Source organism: Nocardia sp. NPDC046473 (assembly GCF_040645995.1).
GTDB lineage: Bacteria > Actinomycetota > Actinomycetes > Mycobacteriales > Mycobacteriaceae > Nocardia.
The window spans coordinates 166,420-190,708 of record NZ_JBEYZJ010000009.1 but is presented as its reverse complement, the minus strand read 5'-3'; the positions used below and the strand labels follow the sequence as shown (position 1 = coordinate 190,708).

The following is a 24,289-nucleotide window of genomic DNA, read 5'->3' as shown; positions in this document are numbered from 1 at the left end:
TTCTTCCGGCCACCCATATCTAGCCCGCGACCCCCCACCCCCCCCCCGCGCGACGACCCACCCACCGGGGCGCCCACACCCCGGCGGCCCCCCCCGACCATTCACCTGCACGGATGGTGAAGGTGTTCAGGACTCTTCGGTGAAGCGGTACCAATTGCCTTGGAACGGTGTGTATCCGATGCCGGAGGTGGGGGTGCCGAGGTAGGGCGGGGCGGCGTCGGGGAAGTAGGCGAAGCCGCGGGACGAATTCGATTCGCCGCCTTCGGTGTAGAAGAGGCAGCCGCCGTCTCGGCGGGTGATGTAGGTGATGGTGTAGACGCCTAGGCGGGTGCGGTGGCCGGGGTTGGCGCAGTCGGTGGCCTGGTTTTGCAGGATGTTGCGGGAGAGTTTCCAGCCGGTGGTTTCGGGGACGTTCTGCCAGACGAGGGCGACGAAGACGCCGATCACGACGAGGGCGATGAGGCTGTAGAAGAAGGAGTGGTAGCGGAACAGGCCGAGTAGGCCGAACAGCAGCGCGATCGCGCCGAGGACGCCGATGGCCACCCACAGGATGACCTTGATCGGGAAGGTGCCCTCGGCGGCCAACTGCCAGAACAAGACTAGGCAGCACAGCACGATCAGGGCGGTCAGCAGCCCCATCCACAGTACGAACCAGCCAGGTGTTCGACGCGTCGTGCCAGCGGTCTTCACGGTGCTCAACATACGGGGGGCATACCCCGATCGACCGCGAAAACCCCTAACCCGACTGCGATCACAAGCCGCCAGGCCGCAATCAGACAGATCGCCGTCGAGTCACCACGGTAGCCAGCGAAGTCCACCCGCGCTGGAAAGTGCTACAACCCCGCAATACACGAACGCCCCGGCCGCAAGACCAGGGCGTTCGCCGAACGAACCGTTCATCGCGACATTACAGCGGTGGAAATCCGGACGACCCGGTCGCCATCCAATTCCAGAACATCGCCGCACGATTGGCGAGCAACGCGACAACGTCGAGGACAACGCTTCCCATAAATCTTCCTCACATCCGACAATCTCCAGTGCAGCGCCCAGGGTAGTCGATCCGCTTGCCGTCGCCCTCGGCGCAGACAGCATTCCCCCCGACCCACCGCCGCTGACCAGGGAATTCCTTGTCGCCTAACGCATTACGTCCGCAGGCAGGCCGTCGAGCGTCGACGCCGGATCGCGATCAGGTCGTGACGCAGGCAACAGTGTCTGGGCGCCGGTGGCCAGGTAGTCCTCGTTGCGCAGGCCGACAACGCGGGTACTGTGCCGGTGGTTCGAAGCTCGTCGATCGGGAGGACGTCGTGGCCGCGGCAACAACGATTGTGAACGCGAAGGTGTTCGACGGGACGATGTCGCAGGACTGGAGTTCGGTTCGGTTCGCGGACGGGCAGATCACCGAGTGCGCGGCGACTTCGGCCGCCCGAACAGGCGACGAGGTGATCGACGCGGCGGGCGCGACGGTGCTTCCCGGGCTGATCGACACGCACGTGCACCTCGTTCCGGGCGCCCTCGCGCAATCGCTGACCTTCGGCGTGACCACCGTGCTCGACATGTTCAGCAAACCCGACCTGGTGGCCGGTGCCAAGGAGCAGGCCGACTCTCACCTGGACGTGGCCGATGTGCGTTCCTCCGGTGTCGGCGCCACCGCGCCCGGCGGGCACCCGTCGCTGATGTACGCGCCGTTCCCGACGTTGACCGCCCCGCAGGAAGCCGAGCAGTTCGTCACGGAACGGATCGCGGAGGGCTCGGACTATCTGAAGATCTTCTCCGGCACCGGGGGTCTGTGGCCTGCACTGGACTCCGAGACCATCAAGGCGCTGGTCACTGCCGCGCACGCCCGCGGATTGGTCGTCGTCGCGCACGTGAGCTCGACGGCCGGCGTGGCGGAGGTCGTTACCGCTGGTGTCGACGTGGTAGCCCACGTCCCCGTCGACGCCGAACTGGACAATGCACTGGTCGAACGCATAGCCGCGGCCGGAATCGTGGTCGGTCCGACGCTGGCCACCGTCGAGAACGCCCTCGGCGAACAGGGTGGCGCAGCAGTGCTGGGTGACCCGCGGTTGGCCGAGGCGCTCGGGGACGCCTGGTCACGCCGGCTGGCCTCGGGTGCCTCGGGATTGCGCGGCGGGAAGATGCCGCCCTACTCGCGGGCCGAGGCCACCGTGCGGCGACTGGTCGATGCGGGAGTAGCTGTGCTGGCAGGCACCGACGCCCCGAACCCGGGCACCGTGTTCGGCGCAAGCCTGCACCGGGAGTTGGAACTCCTCGTCCGGTGCGGCATCAGTCCGGCGCAGGCCCTGACCGCTGCCACCACCGAACCGGCACGAGTATTCGGCCTCGCCGACCGAGGACGTATCGCCCCCGGGCAACGGGCGGACCTGCTGCTCGTATCCGGCGACCCGTTGACCGACATCACCGCGACCCGCAACATCGAGCGGATCTGGCGCGCGGGCACGCCCTGCGACCGAAAGGCTTTCGTCGCGAGCCCTGCCGAAGCCGCGCAGCTCGACGCCTTCGATGCCCGAGTCGCCAAGGCCGTGGCCGCCGTCCGCGCACGCCGGACCGGCTTCGACCCGTCCAACGCCAGCTGATCAGGCTCCAACTCCACGGGTAGCCGCCTATCGGGTGTTCAGTTCTCCCGCTCCCCGAGGTGGCCCAGCCTGCCGGCGGATACGTGGACGTGCGCGATCCGGCGTGCGGCGCCCAGCGCGGCGTCGCCGAGGATGGTCATCACCGCGGCTCCGTCGACGAGGTCGGCGCGGTTCGAGGCGCGCAGCGCGTGCTCGACGTCGATCTCGGCGACCCGTTCGGCCGCATCCAGGTAGGCATCGAGTCCTTCCGATGCCCAAGTGTCGTAACCCAATTGGGACATCCTGACCAGTACTTCGACCAGCGCGTCGGTGGCCGAGTCGCGGCCACCCTGCCAGCCGCGGCGGCTGAGTGCGGCGTCCACTTCAGCTCGCGCGCGGGTCCATTCGATGTCCTCGGTCGGCGTTTGTGGCTGTTTGTCCAGGGCCCCCGCGACGGTCCCGAGTAGCTCGAACGTGGACAGTTCCGGTCCGTCGACGGCGGCGAGTACCTGTCCGATGGCTGCCACCGACACGCCGCCCACCTCGATGAGCGCGCGAATCATCCGCAGTCGGCGCAAGTGCTCGTCGTGGTAGGTGGCCTGGTTGGGGCTCGACAACTCCCCCGGCATCAGGAGCTCCTCACGCAGGTAGTACTTGATCGTGGGCACAGAAACCCCGCTGCGCTTGCTCAACTCCGCGATACGCATTCGACCTTCCGTGTTCACCCGGGACTCCCTTGCCGATCCGATTGCGCTATGGATAGTGTAGCTACCCATAAGCGGATAGCCTGGCTATCCATTCAAGACAGACGGCATGACCGGCCACCAGCTCCGCATACGGATGCACAGGGAGCCGGTCATGCGCATCTACGGAAGGAAACCCCTTGAGTACGAGCCTATTTCGGCGCGCGACAAGACAGGCGGTGCTACTCGGGGCGACGGTGGGGCTGGCGTGCGCGGTCACCGCCTGCGGTGCCGGTGCGGCGGATGATCCGGAACCGCGACGGGCCGCGATCATCCCGGCACTGGATGCGGTGGTGCGGACGGGCTTGCCCGGCGCCCAGATCGTGATCACCGAGCGAGGCCGGGACTGGACCGCATCCTCGGGGGTCGGCGACCTCGCCACCGGCGCGCGCTTTCCGGATAACGGTTACCTCCGGATCGGCAGCAACACCAAGACGTTCACGGCCACGGTGCTGCTACAGATGGTCGCGGAGGGCACCGTGGACCTCGACGCGCCCGTCGAGCGCTACCTACCTGGTGTCGTGCGGGGTGGCGGCAATGACGGCACCCGGATCACAGTGCGAAACCTGTTGCAGCACAGCAGTGGATTGCCCGATACCGAGCAACTGCTGTCGCAGACTCCGCAGGCCGATCTGGCGGCGATGCGCTGGCAGCAGTTCGATGTCGCCGAGGTGGTGCGGCCGGTCTTGGCCCTGCCGTCGCGTTTCACGCCCGGCATGAAAGCCGAATACTCCAACACCAACTATCTACTCATCGGCATGATCATCGAGCGGGTCACCGGGCGACCGGTTGCCGAGGAAATCACCCGCCGGATCATCAAACCCCTCGGGCTGGCCGCAACGTACTACCCGGCACCCGGAGAGACCGGCCTCCGCGCCCCACATCCGTTGGGCTACCTGCAGATTGATCACCACCGCATCGAGTACACCGAGTTCAACCCATCCTGGGCCGGCGCGGCCGGTGCGATGATCGCCACCGGCGCGGAACTGAACCGGTTCTTCATCGCACTGCTCGCTGGAAAGCTGCTGCCCACAGCACAATTGGACGAGATGAAGCGCAACACCATGGTCTTCGACCGCATGCCGGGCGCGGGTTACGGGCTCGGACTCATCCGCTATCCGGTGTCGTGTGGCAAAGAGGTCTGGGGCCACGGCGGCAGCATTTCCGGATTCCACACCCGCAACGGCGTGACCACCGACGGGCGCGCGGTGACCGTCGCCGTCAACGAGCTACCCGGCGACGGCCCGAGCGAAGACGCGGTACTGAAGGCCTTCGACACCGCGGTCTGCACCGCACCCTGATCAGTGCTGGCGGACGACGATCATCGGCACCTCGACCGAATGCAGGAGCGCGTTGCTGGTGGAGCCGAGCACCATACTGGTGAACCCGCCGCGGCCGTGACTGCCGACGACGACCAGTTGCGCATTGGCCGACTCGTCGAGCAACGAGCGAACCGGCCTGTCGGCCACCAGAATTCGGCGCACCGCCACGTCCGGGTAACGCTCGGTGTAACCGGCGAGGCTTTCGGCGAGGACCGCCTGCGCGGACTCCTGCGCGCCATCCCAACCCGGGACCGGCACGTCCAGTCCGCTGGCATCGCTCCACGCGTGCAGCGCGGTCAAACCGACCTTGCGCCGCGAGGCTTCCTCGAAGGCAAGCTCCAGTGCCGCAACACTATTGCTGCTGCCGTCGACGCCGACGAGAACCGGACGGCTCGCGGAGACCGCGTCGATGGCCGAGATCCCGTGGATCACCGCGACCGGGCAACGCGCGTGGTGCGTAGCGGCGGTACTGACCGACCCGAGTAGGCCGCGCTGGAACGCACCGATTCCGCGGCTACCGACCACCAGCATCCGCGCGTGTGCGGACCGTTCGATCAACAGCGGAATGACCAGCTCGAACGACACCTCGGTGGTGATCTGTGGTTCGTCGCCGGGCGCAGCGGTACGTGCGATTCGGTTGGCCTCGGTGAGGACTCGCTCGCCGTCCTTGCGCAACCATTCCAAATCGGCTTCGCCCAGGGACATCCCCGGCCCGAACCCGGTCTGGATCGCCATCGAGTTCACCAGGTGCAGTCCACAGTTGTGCAGTCCGGCTTCGACCGCCGCCCAGGCCACGGCCTGATACGAACTCGCCGAACCGTCGACGGCAGCGAGGATCGGAGGGTTGAGTTGCGTTGACGGCGAAGCGCTTTCGGTGGTCATTGGTTGACGCCGACCGGCTGCGCGGATGTCGGCCGCAACACCGCAAGGCGATGCAAGTACTCGGTTTCATCGATGTCACCGCTGGCGAACCGCTCCGCGAGCAGCGCCTCCGGTGCGAGCCGGGTCGACTCGTCCGACCTCTTCTCCGATGGGCGGCCGAGCCCGCTGATCGAGATGATCGCGACCGCCGCGGCGATCCACAACGGAACCACGATCAGCATCATGAGCACGAACATCCACCACTGTGGGCCGTCCCCATACCAATACATCATTGCCTGTCCTCTCTGATCGGACGGCTGAGCTGCCGCCACTCGTGCGCCCAGCGGGCGTTACGGCGTGCGTCGAGCAGCCATCGGGCACCATGCACCAGACACCAGCCGACGAACCAAGTACTGCCGAGCACGGTGGCGCCGACACCGATACCGGTCATTGCGGCCGCAGCCGACGGACGTGGTTCGGTAGTCGGCGCGCCGTCTTGCCCCAGCCACACGGTGGCGTGATCGCCGACCTGCAGGCTGCGGCGCACCGGTACGACGGCGGCGCCGGCGCGGCCGTTGTCGTCCCAGCGCACGTGCGCTTGAAACTCGTGCGCCGCCGACTCTGTCGAGTCCTCGGTGAGCACCGCGGTGACGCTGTGTTTTGCCGCATTCTCGGCGTTGATCTGCCTCGCGCTGTCGGTGTAGGCCGCCGTGCCGAGCGCGCCCGCGACGGGCACCGCCACTACCACGGCCAGCACGGCCACGATCCGCAGCAAGGCTTCGAACCGGTCCGATGCTCGCAGCAACGGGTTCGGACTCCACGGTTGCCTCGACCACCAGCAGGTCACTTGTCGCCACGACGACTGGATCGGGATGATCAGGTTCTCCGACATCGCCATTCACCTCGTTTTCGGCGGCATCTGCTGTCGACTTCGAGCATCCCGCCCGGCCGGACGCGTAGGCAGAGAAGAAAGTCACCGGTGACCGGCCGAGTGGCCCCGTATTCCGGCCGGCCTGGCCGCGAGCGGCGGCAAGAGGGCGCCTGACCGGTGCCGAAGGTCCCTCGGCATGCGTCGGTTCGGCTCTGTGCGCTGCCCCTACGCGACCGTAACGTCACGTTTGACCAGCTCCAGCAGGTAAAAGAGGAGACCGAGATGCGGTCACGAGTCGTTTATGAATCCATGTTCGGCAACACCGCTGCCATTGCCGAGGCCATCGCGACGGGCCTGCGCACGCACGGCACCGTAGAGATACTGAATGTGTGCGAGGCCGCGAGCACATCGGCGCCTACGGTAGATCTCCTGGTGGTCGGCGGCCCGACGCACGCGCTCGGATTGAGTAGGCAGCGAACCAGGCTCGACGCCGCCGGACGCACCGAGGCACCCGTCGTGGTCGACATCGGTATTCGGGAATGGCTCGACGCGGCGCTTCCTGTCGCCGCGGGCAGCCGGGCCGCGGCCTTCGGTACCAAGACCGGCAAGCCGTCCTGGATGCCGGGATCCGCTGCACGTGGCGCGGCAAAACGATTGCGGCGCTTGGGTTATCAACTGACCGACGACCCGATGAACTTCCTCGTCGACGGGATGACCGGACCACTCAGCGAGGGCGAATTGGCACGGGCACAGGCGTGGGGCGAACTCCTCGCCTTCACCGAGCACGACCGCATCGCGCACTTGCACTGACAACGGGCTGCCGTTACCGAAACCCGATGCGGCCTTTGGACCCTCGTGTTCGTGACCAAGGACAGACGTGCCAGGCCGCACTCCATTCATAACGTACAGATACCCGGACCACAGAGATCAGAAGGACGCTCCAATGGCCACTCAGCACACCGATGACCCACACGGAATCGCCACGGCCCCAGTGGTTGTCGGCGCCGATGGCTCCGAATCCGGCGACCTCGCCGTGCGCTGGGCGGCCGAGACGGCATCGCGGCGCAATCGGCGGTTGCTCATTGTCAACGGCCTCAATCTCGCGGCGATGCGCGGAGTTCTGGGCAGCTATGACCTGATGGTTCCCGCGGTGATCGACTCGATCCGCAAGCAGGGCGCGGACCGAGTGGCCGCCGCACGCGCCTCGGCGCTGACCGTCGATCCCGCGCTGACCGTGGAAACCGAAGTCTCCGAGGACAATCCGGCGCACTTGCTGATCGAACGTTCCGCGTCGGCCCACCTGGTCGTGATCGGCGCTTCGGGCGAGGGCGGCACCATCCGCAATCTCGGGTCCACGCTGCTGGCGGTGGCCAGTCACGGCCACGGGTCGATCGTGGTCGTCCGCGGCACTGATCGGCCGACGAGCAGCGCGGGGCCGGTGGTGGTCGGTGTCGATGGGAGCTCGGTCTCCGAAGTCGCCGTAGGAGCCGCTTTTGCCGAAGCGAGCCAACGGAACGCGCCGCTGGTCGCCGTGCACGTCTGGGCCGATCTGCCGCTCAACAGGCTCTCCGGCTATGAGGGCGCCATCACCGATCCCGCCATCGCGGCCGAGGCGCGCACGGTGCTGGCCGAGCAGATCGCCGGCTGGCAGGCGAAGTACCCGGATGTCGTGGTCACCCGCGAGGTGTACCTGTCCCGGCCACGCCATTACCTCATCGAGTGGTCCAAGGCCGCACAGCTCGTCGTCGTCGGCAGCCGCGGCCGCGGCGGGTTCCGCGGCCTGCTGCTCGGGTCCACCGGCAATGCGCTGGTCCAGCGCACGCACTGCCCGGTGATGGTCGTGCACACCAACTGACCGCTGTCCCTCTAGAAAGGCCTGAATCCGATGTCCTCCAACATGATCAACCCTCCTGTCCTCGTCGGCACGGATGGCTCCGCCGCCGCGACCGACGCCGTGCGCTGGGCCGCCTGCGACGCGGCCCGGCACGGCGCGCCGCTGCACATCGTGCACGCCATCGCCGCCCCGATGGACTTCGGTCCTGGCCTCGCCTTTCCGCAATTCGACTACGAGACCTACCGGCAGTCCGGCGAGCTGATCGTCGCCAAGGCCCGCGAGTCGGCAGCGGCCGCGGCCGCCCCGATCGGTGACCTCGACATCAGCACTTTCGTCGTCGAAGCACCGCCGATTCCGGTGCTGCGCGACCGATCGGCGAACGCGCGGCTGCTCGTCGTCGGCACGCACGGCTACGGCGTGCTCCGCCGCGGCCTGCTCGGTTCGGTGAGCACGTCGTTGGCCAGACACGCGAACTGCCCGGTCGCGGTGATCCCGGAGGCGAACGACGAAACGTCGGTAGGTGCGAATGGTCCGGTGGTCGTCGGCGTCGACGGCTCGGCCGGCGGGGCGCTCGCGCTCGAGGTCGCCTTCGATGAGGCGTCCCGCCGCGGCGCTCCCCTGCTCGCGGTCTTCGCCTGGTCGGAAATCAACCGGTATATCGCGCGCACCGACATGCAGAGCGAGGGTGAGACGCTGCTGGCCGAGAGCATCGCCGGCTATCAGGAGAAGTATCCCGAGGTCGAGGTGTCCCGGCTCGTCACCGAGGCCCGCCCGGCCAAATGTCTGCTCGGCACCGCCGAACTCGCCCAGCTGCTCGTTGTCGGCAGCCACGGCCACGGTGGCTTCCCCGGCATGACCCTCGGTTCGGTCGGCCAGGCCGTGCTGCACGGTGCCGACTGCCCGATCATCATCGCCCGCCCATCGAACTGACCAGCACCCATTCGAGGAGAAAACATGTACGCCATGACTTTCCGTGGACCGGGCCAACCCAGCTGGGAGCAGGTCCCCGACCCGCAGATCCAACACAGCACCGATGCGATCGTGCGCGTCGACGCGGTGACGATCTGTGGCACCGATCTGCACATCCTCGCGGGCGACGTGCCCGAAGTGACGCCGGGGCGCATCCTCGGCCACGAGGCGGTCGGCACGGTGACCGAGGTCGGTCCCGGCGTGCGCACCCGCAAAGTCGGTGACCGCGTACTGATCTCGTGCATCTCCGCGTGCGGTGCGTGTCGATTCTGCAAGGAGGGCCGCTACGGCCAGTGCCTGGGTGGCGGCGGCTGGATTCTCGGCCACCTGATCGACGGCACGCAAGCCGAATCGGTGCGAGTTCCGTTCGCCGACATGTCCACCCACCCGATACCCGACGGCATCACCGACGAACAGATGCTGATGCTGGCAGATATCCTGCCGACCAGCCACGAAGTCGGCGTGCTCAACGGGCGAGTCCGTCCCGGCGACGTCGTCGTCATCATCGGCGCCGGGCCGATCGGGCTGGCCGCGATCATGACCGCACGACTGTACAGCCCCGGCCACATCGTCGTCGTGGACAAGGTCGATAGCCGATTGGCGGCCGCAGGCAAATTCGGCGCGGACATCGCGCTCAACAGCGGCCGCGACGACATCCGTGCCCAGATCGCGCGGCTCACCGACAATCTCGGTGCCGACGTGGTCATGGAGGCCGTCGGCGTTCCGGAAACCTTCGAGCTCGCAGTAGATCTCGTCCGCCCCGGCGGCCACGTCGCCAACATCGGCGTACACGGCGCCCCCGCCACCCTGCACCTGGAACGCATCTGGATCCGCGATCTGACCATCACCACCGGCCTGGTCGACACCAACTCCACACCCACCCTCATCCAACTGATCCGCAGCGGCCAGCTCGACCCGGCGCCGATGATCACCCACCGCTTCGAGATGAGCGAATTCCCCAGCGCCTACGACGTTTTCGCCCGCGCCGGGGAGACCGGTGCGCTCAAGGTGATGGTCTGCCGCACTGCTCCGCACTGACCTCGTGCGACCGGCGCGTCCCCGTTCGCGTACGCGCCGGTCCTCGACACCCACTTCCCGAGGACCACCGTTATGAACCCCCCGCACAGTAGTGATCCGCACCGCCTGGCATCCGCGGCCATTGTGGTCGGCGTCGATGGATCGGATGGCTCGGACGTCGCCGTCCGCTGGGCCGCCCGCACCGCTGTCCACCGGCGCCGGGAACTGCTCATCATGCACGGCCTGGACCTCGCCGCCACCCGCGCAACGCTCGGTGGCCACGCCGCGATGATCGCGCCGATCACCGAATCCATCCACCAGCGCGGCCACAAGATCGTGGGCGACGCGCGCCGACTCGCCCTGGAGCTCGGCCCGGAGCTCACCGTCACCACCCAGATTTCGGACGCGAACGCCGCCGAACTGCTGATCCAGGTGTCCCGCACGGCGCATATGGTCGTGCTCGGCGTGACCGGCAACGCGGGGACTTTCGCCCATCTGGGTTCGACCCTGCTCGCTGTCGCCAGCCACGCGCACGGGCCCGTGATCGTGGTCCGCGGCACCGGAGCTGATCCGTCGATCAGGCACACCGGGCCCGTCGTGGTGGGCGCCGACAACAGTGCCGCCGGCGACAGTGTGATCGCGGCAGCGTTCGCCGAGGCCTCGGACCGCGACGCCGAGCTGATCGTCGTCCATGCGTGGAGCGACTGGAATTTCGACGGATTCGCAGGGAAGTCCGAGCTCACCCTGGTCGAGGCCGACATCGAGACTGCCGAGAACGCGCTGCTCGCCGAGCGCCTGGCCGGTTGGCAAGAAAAGTATCCCGACGTCCGGGTCGCCCGGCAGATCCACCCCGGCGGACCCATCCGGCCGCTGCTGGAGCTGTCCGGCACTGCCCAGCTGATCGTCGTCGGTACTCGCGGACACGGCGCGTTCGCCGGTCTGTTGCTCGGCTCGACCAGCAATTTCCTTGTCCAACACGCACATTGCCCCGTCCTGGTCACGCACCAGGACTGACCGAGGAACACCACCATGTCTCATCCCCGAGATCCCTTCGCCCCCGCCGTCCACTCCGCCAACGTCTGGCTGCGCCACGTCGCCGACGCAATGGCCACCGACGATCGCGCCTTCGCCTATCGAGCAACCCGCGCCTGGCTACACATCGTGCGCGACCGCCTCGAACTGCACGCCGCCGCGCATTTGAGCGCACAGCTTCCAGAACTGCTGCGCGGTGCGTTCTTCGAGGGCTGGGTGCCCGGCCGCACCCCGGCATCGTCCGACGTGAACACCATGCTCGCCGAATTCGCCTGCGCGGCAGGCGTTACCGACGACGAGGCGGTCGGCCTCATGTGGATAGTCACCGACGCGTTCCGCGATCTCTGCTCCCCCGGTCTACTGGATCACCTCTTCTTTCGCCTGCCCGCCGACCTGAATCGGATCCTGCTCGGCACCTCGCCAGGCCCGAACGACGAAGACACGGTAGAGAACCGACTCACCGACCTCGGCGACCGCCTGCAGACGCTCGCCGAAGCGGTCGCGGTACTCGCACACGGATTGGAATCCCGCCCGGACAGCGGACCGGACAGCGCCCGAACCGCTGCCGCCGCCCAGGAAGCGCACCGGATACTCCTGGCCGCACACGCCGAGCCGTAACCCCAGGCCATCAGCCTCGAAATCCGCTATGGCTTGTCGTCCTGGACGTCTTCGTTGTCGGCCGCGCCGTCGGGCCCGGGTCCATACACTGATCCCATTTCACACCTCCTCTCTCCGTGTGTTGGCCGCGATGTCCGGCAGTACCGACCGGACGCCGGTGAGTGAGCGGATTGCACAGATCAGCTTCGAACAGGCAGATTTTCGTATGCCAGAGCCAAGATGGCGCAGACCTCGAGGTCGGTGACTTCGGCGAAGTCCGCGTACCAAGGGCGGATCGGGCCGAACAATTGTGGTGTACGTAAGCAGATGACGTGATCGGCGACCGCGTGCAACGCGCGCAGTGGCCGGCCCGAGCCGACCGGGGCGGCGAACACAACTCGCGCCGCACCGCGAGCGCGCGCGATACCGCACGCCAAGTGGGCGACCGCGCCGGAGCCAAGGCCCTCATCGATGACGATCGCGATCGTGTCATCCAAAGACAGCTGGGGATTGCTGCCGCGAAAGCGAACGACGCTGTGGCGCAACTGCTCTCGCTGTTCTGCTGTCACTCGGATCCGGTCCGCCGCGGAAATGAAGGCCCGCTCCCCGAACCCGTTGTCGGTGACGCTCACCCCGCCCTCACCGACAACGCCGAATACCAGCCACGGCCGATCCGGTGCGACAAGCTTGCGCGACAACACAATATCGAGAGGAACGCCGAGCGAGGCCGCGACCTCGTAGGCGACCGGAACCCCGCCGCACGGTAGACCGAGCACTACTACGTCGAGCCCGCGGAACACCGAAAGTTGTTCGGCGAGTTGGCGGCCGGCATCACGGCGATCAAGGAAAGACAAGCTCAGCTCCCGAGTCGGAAATCCACACGGAGGTGAGCCGCACTTCGGGACTCGGAGAAAGCAATTCGAACTCTACCCCGCCGAACACCCCGGACACATGGCCTGACACCTAATTATCCGCTTTTGCCGCGGCCACATAAAACTGGGCGGTTGCCTCTAATCCTGGATTGACGCCGACCTTGTCGCAGGACAGCGATATTAGAAACGCAATACAGTCAGATGCCGTAGACCTACGGACCCCGATTCCGAGTATGGCGCCCACCGACACCGGAAACGCATACGTGAAGTTCATGGCCTACAGCGGGGAGGAGCCTGTCGACGAACAGGTGCGGCGGATATGACGCGGCTGATGATGGACGGGTCTACCGTAGAGAACGGCATCATTGATCTGTCCAGGAGGCTCATTCGATGACCAGGAAAATAGCCGACTGCCGTAGGTTTCCCAGTGAAACGAATTGCACGCTCACCATCGCCGGCGAAGAAGACGAAGTTGTGCGGGCCGCCAGCGAGCACGCCGTCTCGGTGCATATGCACCAGGACGGACCGGAGCTGCGCGAGCAGATTCGGAAATCGCTCGAGGATGAGAAGGTAGCAACCTGACCATCTCCCGCATCCAGCGGTAACCCGGCGAACGGCTATTTCCGCAGACGACCAAGGTCGACGCCGGCACGGCCGAACGACTCTGTGCCGGGGCCGCCGTTCGGCGGACTGTATCCCTATGAGAACAAAGACATCGGTCGCCGTCGGGACCGCGGCGTACTTGCTCGGATTGGCTGTCGGCTATCAGGTGATACTGCGTCGTCGGTGTCTGACCTGGGGCTCGACCCCCGACCAGGTCGCCGCGGCGATGCCGGGCGACGAGCTGCTCACCGAGCCGGACATCATTGCGACGCGGGCGATCACGATCGCCGCGACGCCGGCGGCGATCTGGCCGTGGCTGGTCCAACTCGGCCCCGGCCGGGGCGGCGCCTACACCTACGACTGGATCGAGAATCTGCTCGGGCTCGACATGCACAGCGCCGACGAGATCCTTCCGCAGTTCCAAAACCTCACTGTCGGCGACACTTTCGCGCTCGGCAAGAATGGCCCGCGCATGCGAGCAGCCATCATCGAGCCCGAGCATGCCCTGGTGTTCGCATCCGCGGACGGACACTGGGTGTGGGCCTTCGGGCTCTATCCGAGCGCCGAGGGCACCCGGTTGGTGAGCCGCAATCGAATCGCCCTGCCCGAATCCGGCGTGCCGACCAGACTGTTCAACCGGCTCATCATGGAGCCGGGGAGCTGGATAATGGAGCGTAAGATGCTCATCGGCATCAAGCAGCGAGCCGAACGCGGCGGCACACCGGTTGCCGATCGTCCGGTCGAAGTTCAGGCAGGTTAAGGGACGGAAACCGGGTCAGCTATGGACCACAGCGCGCCGTCCGGTCCGTTCGGCGCCAGGCCACCTTATGATGCCGTGCTGTTCGACATGGACGGCGTGGTCACCGACACCGCCACCGTCCATGCGGCAGCGTGGAAACAGTTGTTCGACAACGTGTTACGTGACCATCGGCTGATCGCCGCCATCCCGCAGCGCCCGTTCGACGACGAGGACTACAGTCGCCTGGTCGATGGTCGCGCCCGGATCGACGGCGTAACCGCCTTCTTGTCTTCCCGTGGGATCGACTTGCCGCTGGGCAACGAGGACGACCCCGATGACGCGTGGACGGACCACGGCCTCGCCAACCGGAAGAACACGATCTTTCTCGAACTCATTGCTCAGCAAGGTGTTCGGGCATTTCCCGGAACGGTCGACCTCGTGTGCCGGCTACGCGCCGGCGGCGTGCCGACCGGGTTGGTCACGGCCAGCCGCAACGCGCGTGCGATCCTGGCGGCCGCGGGCCTCACCGATTTGTTCGATGCCATCGTCGACGGCACCGTCGCCGAAAAGCTCTCGCTGCCAGGGAAACCCGACCCGGCGCTCTTCCTCGAAGCGGCCCGCCGACTCGGGGTGCCACCCGCCAGAGCGGTCGTCATCGAGGACGCCCCTTCGGGCGTGCGAGCCGGTGCTGCGGGCGGGTTCGGGCTGGTGGTCGGGATCGATCGCAGGCTGCGTCCGGATGGGCTGGCCGCGGCGGGCGCTGATCTCGTAGTGCACGACGTCGCCGAACTCGACCTCGGCGTCCTGCTGACCGATCCGTGGCTACTCAGCTATGGCGGCTCGGACTCGGCCCATGAGGGCCAGCGCGAGGCCCTCACCACACTCTCCAACGGCTACCTCGGCACTCGTGGCGCGGCACCCGAATACCCGAGCGGCGGCGCGCATTACCCGGGCACCTATCTCGCGGGTGTCTACAACCGGCGCACCGGCACCGTAGCCGGCCACGAGGTCGAAGACGAGCAGCTCGTGAACATCCCGAACTGGCTCCCAGTGGATATCGGCCTCGGCGGTGTGTGGTGGTCGGACGGTGCGCTGGCGATCCGCAACGAACGCCGCGACCTGGACCTGCGCACCGGTGTATTGAGCCGGACGGCACTGCTGGTCGAGCCACAGGGCCGCACACTGCTGGTGACCCAGCGTCGCCTGGTTTCACTGGCTCGTCCGCATATAGCCGCGTTGGAGACCACGCTCGTGCCGCAAGGGTGGAGTGGCCGAGTAGAGGTGCGGTCGGGCATCGACGCGGGCGTCACCAATGCCAATGTCGCGGACTGTCCGCCGTTCACCCAGCACCAGCTGACCCGGATCGAGGCCGAACCGGTCGATTCGCGGACATTCGTCGTCCAGGCCGAGACGAGCTCGAGCCGCGTCCGGATCGCAGTCGCGGCACGCACTTCCGTACCCGGCGACTTCGCTGCGGCAGCACCGATCGCCGAAAATGATGGCGCAGAACACTATTCACAACGGTTCCCCGTCACAGTCCGTGACGGACAGCCCACCGTCATCGACAAGATCGTCGCGATCGTCACATCGAGGGATAGCGCCATCGCCGCGCCCGCCTCCGGCGCAATCGCTGAATTAGACCGCGCACCAGCTACTTTCACTGCTCTACGGTTCAAACACGAGCGAGTCTGGGCCGCACAGTGGGATCGGTTGGCGATCGAGCTCGACGGCATCGACACCCAGACCAAGCTCGTACTCGATCTTCACCTGTTCCACCTCGCGCAAACGGTCACCGAGCACACCGCGGAACTCGACGCGGGGGTTCCGGCGCGCGGACTACACGGCGAGGGTTATCGCGGCCATGTGTTCTGGGACGAGCTGTTCGTCATGCCCTTGCTCACGCTCTACCGGCCCGAGGTGGCGAAAGCCGTGCTGCGGTACCGGTCGCGCAGGCTGCCCGCGGCTCGTTTCGCCGCGGCCGAGCAGGGGCTGGCCGGTGCGCTGTTCCCGTGGCAGAGCGGCAGCGAGGGCCGGGAAGAGACGCCGACCCAGCTGTTCAACCCGCGATCGAAGCGGTGGATGCCCGACAATTCCCGACGGCAGCGCCATGTCGGACTGGCCATCGCCTATAACGCCTGGCAGTTCTACGAGTGCACCGGCGATCTGGACTGGCTCGCCGAACACGGCGCCGAACTGATCATCGAGGTGGCGCGGTTGTTCACCGCCATGGCGCGCTACGACGCCACCGCCGATCGCTACCACCTCGACGGGGTGATGGGCCCCGACGAGTTCCACGACGGCTACCCCGACGCGCCTGGCGTCGGGCTGCGCGACAACGCCTACACCAACGTGCTCACCGCCTGGGTGTGCCGCAAGGCCGTCGAATCCCTGGATCTGCTGACCGGACACGCACGCGAAACACTCTGCCGCAGAATCGATATCGATGATCCCGCCGAATACGATCAGTGGTCGCACCTGGCCATGCGCATGGCTGTCCCGTTCCATGACGGCGTGCTCAGCCAGTTCGACGGGTACGCCGACCTCGCCGAATTCGACTGGGACACCTACCGTCACCGCTACGGCAACATCGGCCGATTGGATCTGATCCTCGAGGCCGAGGGTGATTCCACCAACCGGTACAAGCTCTCCAAACAGGCCGACGTGCTGATGCTGGTCTATCTGCTCGGCCCGGGCCGTCTGCTCGAACTGCTGGAGCGCCTCGGCTACCCGTGCACCCACGAAACCCTCGACCGCACACTGGATTACTACCTACGACGCACCGCGGACGGGTCGACGCTGAGTGAAGTCGTGCACGCATCGGTGCTCGCGCGCATGCGGCCGGATCAAGCCTGGTCGGTGTTCGAGCAGGCGCTGGTCGCCGATCTCGACGACACGCAGGGCGGAACCACCAAGTACGGCATCCATCTCGGTGCCATGGCCGGCACCGTCGATATCGTGATCCGTGCCTTCGCGGGCATGCGCTGCCACCGCGACCGGCTTTTATTCGACCCGCGCCTGCCACCGCGACTGACCGGCGTGCGATTCGGTGTGTACTACCGCGGACAGCGCATAGACGTCGTCCTCGATCACCATCGCCTCCGGCTGACCAGTAGACCCGGTGCCATCGACACAGCCATCGACATCGATGTCGCAGGCATCGAATCCACCCTCGGTGCCGGTCAGGTCCGCGAATTCGACCTCACCCCCGTCACCGACGACCGCCTGCCGATCGAATAACCGACACAGAGTCGGATAGTCCTGCGCACTGAGGACCTTCGCCAGGCTCGCCTGCCACCGATCCACGCCAGGCTCTAGTGACACCGACCAATACTCCCGGAGGTTGTCACAGTGAACGGTTTCAGTGGACGTAGCGCCATCGTCACCGGCGGCGCACGCGGAATCGGCGCCGCCATCGTACGAGCGCTCGTCAAAGAGAACATCGCGGTGGTCATCGCGGACCTGCTCGAGCCAGAGGGCACGGAGCTGGCTCGCGCACTCGGACCGAATGTCATGTTCCAACGTCACGATGTCACCGACAAACAGAATTGGCGCGACCTCATCGACCAGACCGAGGCCACCTACGGACCATTGGCGATTCTGGTCAACAACGCCGGAATCCTCGACTACGGCACCATCGAGGCCGAACCGCCCGCGATGTTCCGGCACGTCATCGAGGTCAACCTGTACGGCGCCTGGCTCGGAATGCATATGGCCGTGCCGCACCTGCGGGCCGGCGGTGGCGGGGTGATCGTCAACATGTCCTCGACCGCGGGGCTGGTCGGGTACGCGGGCATCGGCGGCTATGTCGCGAGCAAGTGGGGATTGCGCGGCCTGACCAAGGCTGCGGCGATCGAGCTCGGTCCCGACGACATCCGCGTGTGCTCGGTGCACCCCGGTCCGATCCACACCCCGATGACAGCCGGACTCGATGAATCAATCACTGCCGCACAGCCATTGCCGCGGTTCGGCGATCCGGACGAGGTCGCCGCGATGGTTCGCTTCCTCGTCACCGAAGCCACCTTCTCCACCGGATCGGAATTCGTCCTGGACGGCGGTACGACCGCGGGCCGATAGGCGCCCGGTCGAGAGAAAGAGAACTCGGATGTCAGCGATTATCAGCACCAAGGGCCTGACCAAGCGCTACGGGCGCAAGTCTGCCCTGGTCGACGTGGATCTCGAGGTCCCGGCCGGAGTCGTCTTCGGCTACCTGGGACCGAACGGTGCGGGAAAGACCACCACCATTCGGCTACTCGTCGGGCTGATGCGACCGACCAGCGGCAGCGCGGCCATCGGCGGGGCAGACACGGTGCGCGCGCGATCCGAGGCGCAACGCCATATCGGTTATCTGCCAGGCGAATTCGTCGGATACCCCGATCTCACCGCAGACCAGTATCTGACCTATCTCGGGCACCTGCGCGGCGGCGTCGATGACAAGGTCCGTCGCCGTTTGATCGAACGGCTCGGAGTGGATCCCGCCGTGCGGATCGGCGCGATGTCGCACGGCAACCGGCAGAAGGTCGGCATCGTCCAGGCGTTCATGTCCGAACCCGATCTGCTCATCCTCGACGAGCCGACCGCTGGGCTGGATCCCTTGGTGCAGCGAGAATTCCACACCTTGGTCCATGAGGCGAAGGCGGCGGGCAGCACCGTGTTCTTGTCCTCGCACGTGCTCTCCGAGGTGCAGGAGGTGGCCGACATGGTCGGCATCTTGCGCCAAGGACGACTGGTCGAGGTCCGCTCGATCGACGAACTCACCGCCCGGCCGCTGCGTCACATCGATCTCGTATTCGCTGGTGCGGTACCGGCTCTGGACCGGCTGCGGCAGCTCGACGGCGTGCGGTCGGCGCACCACAATGCCAAGTCGGTGCATATCGAACTCGAAGGCTCGACCGCGGCATTGTTGCGGGTCATAGCGCCGTTCGAGGTCACCGACATCGTCAGTCGCGAACCCGATCTCGAAGAGGTCTTCCTCAACTATTACGGACAGGACTGAAACGCCATGCTGCGCACCGTGTATACCAAAACTCTGCGCGATCAGCGCCGGGGACTGCTCGGTTGGATTATCGGCGTCGTGCTGATCGTCCTGCTCGAATCAGCCATCTGGCCATCGTTCTCGGACATGTCCGGCATGCAAGATTTCCTGAAGAACTATCCCGAAGCCATGCGCAAATTGTTCAACCTCGACCAGTTCTCCACCGGTACCGGGTTTTTGAATGTCGAGCTGTTCACCATGATGATGCCCGTCCTGTTCCTGGTCTTCGCCATCGGCCGCGGCGCCCGCGGCATCGCCGGCGAGGAAGAACGCGGCACCCTGGAAGTCCTTCTGGTCAACGGTGTCTCACCCATTCGGCTCGCGCTCGAGCAGGCCGCCGTGGTCATCACCTCGGTCGCGGTTCTCGGACTCGCACTGTTCGGATCGATCGTGGTGTGCTCGGCCATCTTCGGCCTCGGCGTACCGATCGCGTTCGCCGCCTCCGGCGCATTATCGATGACGCTGCTCGGGATGGAATTCGGACTGATCGCCGCCGCGATCGGTGCGGCCACCGGCAAGCGTGTGCTCGCGCTCGCCGGGGCATCGATTCTCGCTGTCGCCGCATATGTGCTGTACGTGGCAAGCCAACTGGTTCCCGCGATCACCCCGTGGGGCCCATGGTCGCCGTTCCGTCAGGCGGTCGGCGGCGGACCGATGGGCGTCGGGCTCCCGCTCACCTTTCTCTGGCTCGCGCTGGGCGGAATCGTCTGCCTGCTCGCCGCACTACCCGTCTTCGACCGCCGCGATATAGCCGGCGCCTGAGCGGCCCGGTCAACCGCCTGACTGGGCTGTCCGTGCCCCGTCACCTGCACAGCAACAGGTGGCGGGGTGCTTGCCGTCGGCATAGCCGAACCGGCGCGGATTCGGTCACCGCGGCAGAGGACCATCGGCTATCGCGGATGATGGCTTTCGGACCTGCCGACCGCCGCGCCCGGTGCCGATCATTGATACATGACGATCACGACTCGATACGAAGCACCAGGCTTCAGCGCATCGGTGATGTTGAAGATGCTGCACTCGCCCATGGCGGCCGGGCTGCGGCGGAATCTGACCGAACTGCGCTACCAGGGCCGACTGTCGGGCCGTCACATCGCATTACCAGTGTCCTACGCCCGCTCGGATAACACCGTCGTCATCCGGGTAGCACGCGCCCACACAAAGTCGTGGTGGCGCAACTTCTGTGCACCCCGGCCGATTTCGGTATGGCTCGACGGCCGGTGGCGCAACGGGACGGGTCATGTGGCACAACCGGGATCGCTGGAGCACGAAGAGGTGGGCGCGATCTACCAGGCGGAATATCCGCGCATGGAAATCCCCGTGACGGATCCTTTCGTCGTGATCGAGCTACCGGCCGCGCACAACCTGCCGAGCGGCCCGCCCGGCGCACCGCCGTATCACGGCTTGTGGCGACGCTGGTGCACCAGTGTCACCCTCGGTGAATTGCTGGGATTCGCCGCACCGGCCGTGGTCGGAGCGCTGGTGCGCGACGCCGCACCCGCCACCGCCGCCGTCGCGCTGCTGGCCGCGGGTGCCGTGGAGGGCACGGTATTGGGCTGGTTCCAAGCGCGGGTGCTGCGTTCGGTCGTGCCCGGATTACGTTCCGGTGCTTGGATTCTCGCAACGGCGATCGGCGCCGTGCTGGCCTGGTCGATCGGCGTGATCCCGGTGCTGGCCGGCGACAGCCTCGGTAATTGGCCACCCGCCGTCCTCATCCCCGCCGCAGTGGTGGGCGGCACCGTGATCCTGCTGTCCATCGGCGTCACCCAATGGTCGGTGCTGCGCCACCGGTTGAACCATGCGGGCCAATGGATTTGGGCGACCGCCCTGGCCTGGTCGGCCGGACTGCTCGCCTTCACCGCCTTCACCACCCCCTTGTGGCAGCCCGGACAATCGACGCTGCTCGTCACGGCGATAGGCATCGGCGGCGGGCTCCTGATGGCCGCTACGATGGCCGCCATCACCGGCGCCTTCCTGCTGCGTATCCTGCGCGCTCAATAGATCGCGACGCCTCGATCAGCCCCGCGCTCACCGCTGCGGTGTGGACCGGGGCTGTTCGGTGGCTCGGTCGTGCCATACGGCTCGGGAGCCGCTGTCACCGATGCGGTAGACCTGAACCACCGAGCCGACCGCCACGACGACCGCCAGCGCGGCGACGAAGATTGCCACGGCGCGATGCACGGTCACCGTGGGCGGCCGGTGAAATCGCCGACGCAGCCATCCGGTGGCGCGTTCGCTGTGCATCACCCACCATGCGACGGACAGCAAGAACACGGCCGCGGACCAGATCAACAGCTGGTCGCCGAGCTGAGTATGCTGGCGCACCAGCGGATCCCGTGGAATGTGGCGTTCGAGCCATTCTCCGGAGTTGGTGGTCAACGGGACCAGGACCAGCGCGACGAAAGCGATCAGCGGCGTGATCAAGCCCAGCCGGATTCGCGCGGCCGGCCAGCACACCGCGAGGATGAGCAGCACCGCCGCCAACGGCACCAGTACGACTACGCAGTGGACGAACAGGACGTGCGCGGGGAGATCGTTGACTGTGGTGGGTCCCATGCCGTTCGGCGCTCCTGGTAGGGCTGGTTCGAGTTGCTACGTCTCGGAGCGTATGGATTGATTCTCGGAGAATTCTCAGTGCCGATCATTCGCCCTGCGCCGCAGGCAATTCGATGGTGAAGGCGGCGCCTCGGCCGGGCGCGCCGTCCACCATGATCCGGCCTCGGTGTGCGTCGACAACGGCCCGCACCAGGGCCAAACCGATACCGTGCGAACGGGTTCCGGCGCGGTGACCGTCGCCGTGGGCGAACCGGCGGAAGAAGCGTTCGGCATCGCGCGGATCGAGACCGGCGCCGGTATCCGACACGGTTACCGCGACCTCATCGGCGGTGCGGGAGACCCGGATCGTGACTGTGCCGCCGTCCTTTTCGTGCTGCATGGCATTGTCGACAAGCGCGAAAACCGCCCGGCGCAGGGCCGGCCGGAGACCCTCGACGAGTGGTGCCGAGGCCGAATCTCCGACCTCGACTGCGATGTCGATGCCGCGGGTCGTGGCGTAGGCGGCAACGCTGTCACCCACCTCACGGCACAGCGCCGCCACGTCCACCGGCTCGAACCGGTCGGATTCGTCCTCGGCCGCGGCGGCGAGCAGCAGATCGTCGACGATTCCGGCGAGCGCCCTGGTGTCGGCGACCAGCCCGTCGAGCTGGCTGCGCCATTCCGGGGCGAGCTGCTCACGGGCGGCTCGACGGGCCAGCAACTGGGCACGAGTGTGCAACACCGTCAGTGGCGCCCGCAGCTCGTGTGATGCGTCGGCGACGAAATCGCGCTGAACCGTCAGCGCGGCGGCCATCGGCCCGATCGCGCGCCGCGACAACAGGACTGCGGCTCCGGCCGCGGTGGCCAGACCCGCGAGTTCGGCGATCAGCAACGCTTCCAGTACCCGATCCCGGCTCTCGTCCCACGGACGCTTGTCGGCCAGCACAGCAAGCCTGCGGCCGGAACTCTCGACCACCAGCGCGCGGTACTCGACGCCGGCCGAGCGCACCGTCGAGTAGCCGGCGGGGCCGGTCGCCAACCCGGCCGTCGACTCAGGGGCGTGCGCACTGATACTCACGTTGCCTGTCTGGTCCACGATGCCAAGCGCCATTCCCGGGGGCGGGTCATCGATGTCGTCGACCTCGGCCGCGACCTCGGCCAGCTGGGCGTCGAGCTGATGATCGCGGATGCGGCCGTCCACGAGCACGAGCACGATTCCGACCAGCAGCAACACCACCGCCAAGACGAACGCGGACTGCAACGCCGCACTCCGAGCGACTCGCCGCAGCTGCGCAGGCTCGGCCAAAACCGCTCTGGGTCGTCGGCGGCCAATCATCGCACGCCGAACCGGTAGCCGACGCCCCGCACGGTGACGACGGACTCTCGCCCCAGCTTGCGCCGCAGGTAGTACACGTAGGTGTCGACCGTGCCGTCGGTGTCGGCGCGATCGAAGACGAGTTCGAGCAATTGGGCCCTGGTGAACACCTGCGCCGGCGACCGCGCCAGGGTGGCCAGCAACGCGCATTCCCGTTCCGACAGCACCACATCCGGTGCTGTCCCGGCGGGGTCGACGACCGTGCGGGTGGCAGGCACCAGCCTGCGCTGCCCGATCGGTAGCGAGGTCGCGGTGCTGAGATGGCGGCGATGCAGTGCCCGCACCCTGGCCAGGAATTCGGGCACCTCGAACGGCTTGACCAGGTAATCCTCCGCGCCACCGTCGAGTCCCTCGACCCGATCGGCCACCGTCCCGCGAGCGGTCAGCAGCAGCGCCGGGGTGACGATCGCATGATCGCGCAGCGTCCGGAGCAGGTCGAGTCCGTCCAGAATCGGCAAGCCGCGGTCGATGATCAACACGTCGAATTGACCGGTCAGGCCGTGATGCAGGCCTACCTGGCCGTTCTCCGCGACCTGAACTCGATACCCCTCCTCGGTCAGCAGGACCGCCACCATGTCCGCGAGCGTGCGGTCGTCTTCGACCAGCAGCACTCGCGGCGCGATACCTGAAATCGCCATGCCGCCCAGCCTGCCACCACTACGAAATACCGGTCAGCCGCCACCACTCGGTCGCATCGCTCCGCCCCGCATCGACCGAATCGAACAGATCGGCACGGCGCAGGCCGGGCTGGATGTGGTAGCCGATCGACCCGGGCACGCTGACCACAGCCAGCACTCGCCACAGCGCGCGGGCGTAGGACTCCGCGGCGGCCGGACCATCCCATTCGTAGAGGCCGCGGTAGACGCCGTTCCGGTCGTGGGCAAGCCACAGTTTCGAAATCAGGCCGGGAAAACCGGCGAACAGCACGGTGTTGAGCACGCTCTCCCACCGGAACAACGCATGCCCGCGCCCGCGGACCGCACGCAACCGGAACTTCACCACCAGCACACAAGGATCCGTGGCCGCGGCGCGGTCGATGCGCGTCTCCCGGAAGACGTCGGCGGTGGTCCGGTCGGCGAAACTCAAACGGCGGGCGCGATTTTCCACCGGCAAATGAATCCGCCGGGTAAGCAGCAGTACAACGACCCGCACCGCGCACAGTGCCAGCGCACGGCACGCCGACCCGATCCCCAACGGAACTTGTATCTGATCAGTTTTCACAAATCCAGTGTGTTGCCCGCTCGTCGGGCGGCGAAGAGTCCAAAGGCAATGCCAGAAGTCCTCATCTCGGCTCCTCCCTGGTCTGGCGGTACGCAC

At 66.7% G+C, this 24,289-nt stretch carries 25 protein-coding genes; 15 read left to right on the top strand and 10 right to left on the bottom strand.

Going from position 1 to position 24,289, the window contains the following annotated elements; genetic code table 11:
• Window positions 1-126 precede the first annotated feature (126 nt).
• Window positions 127-690 carry a hypothetical protein gene (locus ABZ942_RS31290; protein ID WP_357388293.1) on the bottom strand — a complete coding sequence of 188 codons (564 nt, stop codon included), beginning with the start codon at window positions 688-690 and terminating at the stop codon, window positions 127-129.
• Between the two features lie 614 nt (window positions 691-1,304).
• Here ABZ942_RS31290 and ABZ942_RS31285 point away from each other — a divergent pair.
• Window positions 1,305-2,594, top strand: a complete 1,290-nt coding sequence (locus ABZ942_RS31285) for an amidohydrolase family protein (protein ID WP_357388291.1) — start codon at window positions 1,305-1,307, stop codon at window positions 2,592-2,594.
• 38 nt (window positions 2,595-2,632) lie between these two features.
• On the opposite strand, the gene ABZ942_RS31280 is transcribed toward ABZ942_RS31285, so the two are convergent.
• Window positions 2,633-3,298: a MerR family transcriptional regulator gene (locus ABZ942_RS31280; RefSeq protein ID WP_357388289.1), complete on the bottom strand. Its 666-nt coding sequence runs from the start codon at window positions 3,296-3,298 to the stop codon at window positions 2,633-2,635.
• Between the two features lie 158 nt (window positions 3,299-3,456).
• Here ABZ942_RS31280 and ABZ942_RS31275 point away from each other — a divergent pair, with 158 nt between their 5' ends.
• On the top strand, window positions 3,457-4,617 hold the full coding sequence (locus ABZ942_RS31275; RefSeq protein ID WP_357388287.1) for a serine hydrolase domain-containing protein: 1,161 nt from the start codon (window positions 3,457-3,459) through the stop codon (window positions 4,615-4,617).
• Here the strand turns inward: ABZ942_RS31275 and ABZ942_RS31270 are convergent, their stop codons facing one another.
• From ABZ942_RS31270 to ABZ942_RS31260, 3 genes are read right to left on the bottom strand one after another with little or no spacing between them, the layout of a single operon-like run.
• A complete protein-coding gene (locus ABZ942_RS31270) occupies window positions 4,618-5,520 on the bottom strand; it encodes a universal stress protein (protein ID WP_357388285.1) in 903 nt (300 codons plus the stop codon).
• Window positions 5,517-5,792 carry an SHOCT domain-containing protein gene (locus ABZ942_RS31265; protein WP_357388283.1) on the bottom strand — a complete coding sequence of 92 codons (276 nt, stop codon included), beginning with the start codon at window positions 5,790-5,792 and terminating at the stop codon, window positions 5,517-5,519. The genes ABZ942_RS31270 and ABZ942_RS31265 overlap by 4 nt, the downstream gene beginning before the upstream one ends.
• Window positions 5,789-6,391 carry a hypothetical protein gene (locus ABZ942_RS31260; RefSeq protein WP_357388281.1) on the bottom strand — a complete coding sequence of 201 codons (603 nt, stop codon included), beginning with the start codon at window positions 6,389-6,391 and terminating at the stop codon, window positions 5,789-5,791. Before ABZ942_RS31260 ends, ABZ942_RS31265 begins: the two co-directional genes overlap by 4 nt.
• 261 nt (window positions 6,392-6,652) lie before the next feature.
• On the opposite strand from ABZ942_RS31260, the gene ABZ942_RS31255 reads away from it, so the two are divergent.
• The 6 genes from ABZ942_RS31255 to ABZ942_RS31230 all read left to right on the top strand — a co-directional run bounded on the left by ABZ942_RS31255 (window position 6,653) and on the right by ABZ942_RS31230 (window position 11,840).
• Window positions 6,653-7,180, top strand: coding sequence for a flavodoxin domain-containing protein (locus ABZ942_RS31255; protein ID WP_357388279.1), 528 nt, complete (start codon window positions 6,653-6,655; stop codon window positions 7,178-7,180).
• A 133-nt stretch (window positions 7,181-7,313) separates the two neighbouring features.
• Window positions 7,314-8,225, top strand: coding sequence for a universal stress protein (locus ABZ942_RS31250; protein WP_357388277.1), 912 nt, complete (start codon window positions 7,314-7,316; stop codon window positions 8,223-8,225).
• Window positions 8,226-8,255: 30 nt separating this feature from the next.
• Complete coding sequence (locus ABZ942_RS31245; protein WP_357388275.1) at window positions 8,256-9,134, top strand: universal stress protein; 879 nt, start codon at window positions 8,256-8,258, stop codon at window positions 9,132-9,134.
• A 24-nt stretch (window positions 9,135-9,158) separates the two neighbouring features.
• Window positions 9,159-10,211, top strand: a complete 1,053-nt coding sequence (locus tag ABZ942_RS31240) for a zinc-dependent alcohol dehydrogenase family protein (protein ID WP_357388273.1) — start codon at window positions 9,159-9,161, stop codon at window positions 10,209-10,211.
• A gap of 72 nt (window positions 10,212-10,283) precedes the next feature.
• Window positions 10,284-11,204, top strand: coding sequence for a universal stress protein (locus tag ABZ942_RS31235; protein WP_357388271.1), 921 nt, complete (start codon window positions 10,284-10,286; stop codon window positions 11,202-11,204).
• A 15-nt stretch (window positions 11,205-11,219) separates the two neighbouring features.
• Window positions 11,220-11,840: a DUF2267 domain-containing protein gene (locus tag ABZ942_RS31230; protein ID WP_357388269.1), complete on the top strand. Its 621-nt coding sequence runs from the start codon at window positions 11,220-11,222 to the stop codon at window positions 11,838-11,840.
• Window positions 11,841-12,019: 179 nt separating this feature from the next.
• On the opposite strand, the gene ABZ942_RS31225 is transcribed toward ABZ942_RS31230, so the two are convergent.
• Window positions 12,020-12,673, bottom strand: a complete 654-nt coding sequence (locus ABZ942_RS31225; RefSeq protein ID WP_357388267.1) for a phosphoribosyltransferase — start codon at window positions 12,671-12,673, stop codon at window positions 12,020-12,022.
• A gap of 408 nt (window positions 12,674-13,081) precedes the next feature.
• Between ABZ942_RS31225 and ABZ942_RS31220 the strand changes: the two genes are divergently transcribed.
• The 7 genes from ABZ942_RS31220 (at window position 13,082) to ABZ942_RS31190 (ending at window position 21,063) form a co-directional block, all read left to right on the top strand.
• A complete protein-coding gene (locus ABZ942_RS31220) occupies window positions 13,082-13,273 on the top strand; it encodes a DUF1059 domain-containing protein (protein ID WP_357388265.1) in 192 nt (63 codons plus the stop codon).
• Window positions 13,274-13,391: 118 nt separating this feature from the next.
• Complete coding sequence (locus ABZ942_RS31215) at window positions 13,392-14,054, top strand: SRPBCC family protein (protein WP_357388263.1); 663 nt, start codon at window positions 13,392-13,394, stop codon at window positions 14,052-14,054.
• A gap of 21 nt (window positions 14,055-14,075) precedes the next feature.
• Complete coding sequence (locus ABZ942_RS31210; protein WP_357388261.1) at window positions 14,076-17,270, top strand: beta-phosphoglucomutase family hydrolase; 3,195 nt, start codon at window positions 14,076-14,078, stop codon at window positions 17,268-17,270.
• Between the two features lie 111 nt (window positions 17,271-17,381).
• Window positions 17,382-18,107, top strand: a complete 726-nt coding sequence (locus ABZ942_RS31205; RefSeq protein WP_357388259.1) for an SDR family oxidoreductase — start codon at window positions 17,382-17,384, stop codon at window positions 18,105-18,107.
• Between the two features lie 28 nt (window positions 18,108-18,135).
• Entirely contained in the window at window positions 18,136-19,026 is an 891-nt protein-coding gene (locus tag ABZ942_RS31200) for an ABC transporter ATP-binding protein (RefSeq protein WP_357388258.1), read from the top strand.
• An 18-nt stretch (window positions 19,027-19,044) separates the two neighbouring features.
• Window positions 19,045-19,827 (top strand): ABC transporter permease subunit, encoded by a 783-nt coding sequence (locus ABZ942_RS31195; protein ID WP_357388256.1) that lies wholly within the window; start codon window positions 19,045-19,047, stop codon window positions 19,825-19,827.
• A gap of 189 nt (window positions 19,828-20,016) precedes the next feature.
• Window positions 20,017-21,063: a hypothetical protein gene (locus tag ABZ942_RS31190; protein ID WP_357388254.1), complete on the top strand. Its 1,047-nt coding sequence runs from the start codon at window positions 20,017-20,019 to the stop codon at window positions 21,061-21,063.
• 27 nt (window positions 21,064-21,090) lie between these two features.
• Here the strand turns inward: ABZ942_RS31190 and ABZ942_RS31185 are convergent, their stop codons facing one another.
• The 4 genes from ABZ942_RS31185 to ABZ942_RS31170 form a co-directional block, all read right to left on the bottom strand.
• Complete coding sequence (locus ABZ942_RS31185; protein ID WP_357388252.1) at window positions 21,091-21,618, bottom strand: DUF2231 domain-containing protein; 528 nt, start codon at window positions 21,616-21,618, stop codon at window positions 21,091-21,093.
• Between the two features lie 85 nt (window positions 21,619-21,703).
• Window positions 21,704-22,858 carry a HAMP domain-containing sensor histidine kinase gene (locus ABZ942_RS31180; protein WP_357388250.1) on the bottom strand — a complete coding sequence of 385 codons (1,155 nt, stop codon included), beginning with the start codon at window positions 22,856-22,858 and terminating at the stop codon, window positions 21,704-21,706.
• Between the two features lie 71 nt (window positions 22,859-22,929).
• Complete coding sequence (locus ABZ942_RS31175) at window positions 22,930-23,610, bottom strand: response regulator transcription factor (RefSeq protein ID WP_357388248.1); 681 nt, start codon at window positions 23,608-23,610, stop codon at window positions 22,930-22,932.
• 19 nt (window positions 23,611-23,629) lie between these two features.
• Window positions 23,630-24,193 (bottom strand): hypothetical protein, encoded by a 564-nt coding sequence (locus ABZ942_RS31170; protein WP_357388246.1) that lies wholly within the window; start codon window positions 24,191-24,193, stop codon window positions 23,630-23,632.
• Between the last annotated feature and the right edge of the window lie 96 nt (window positions 24,194-24,289).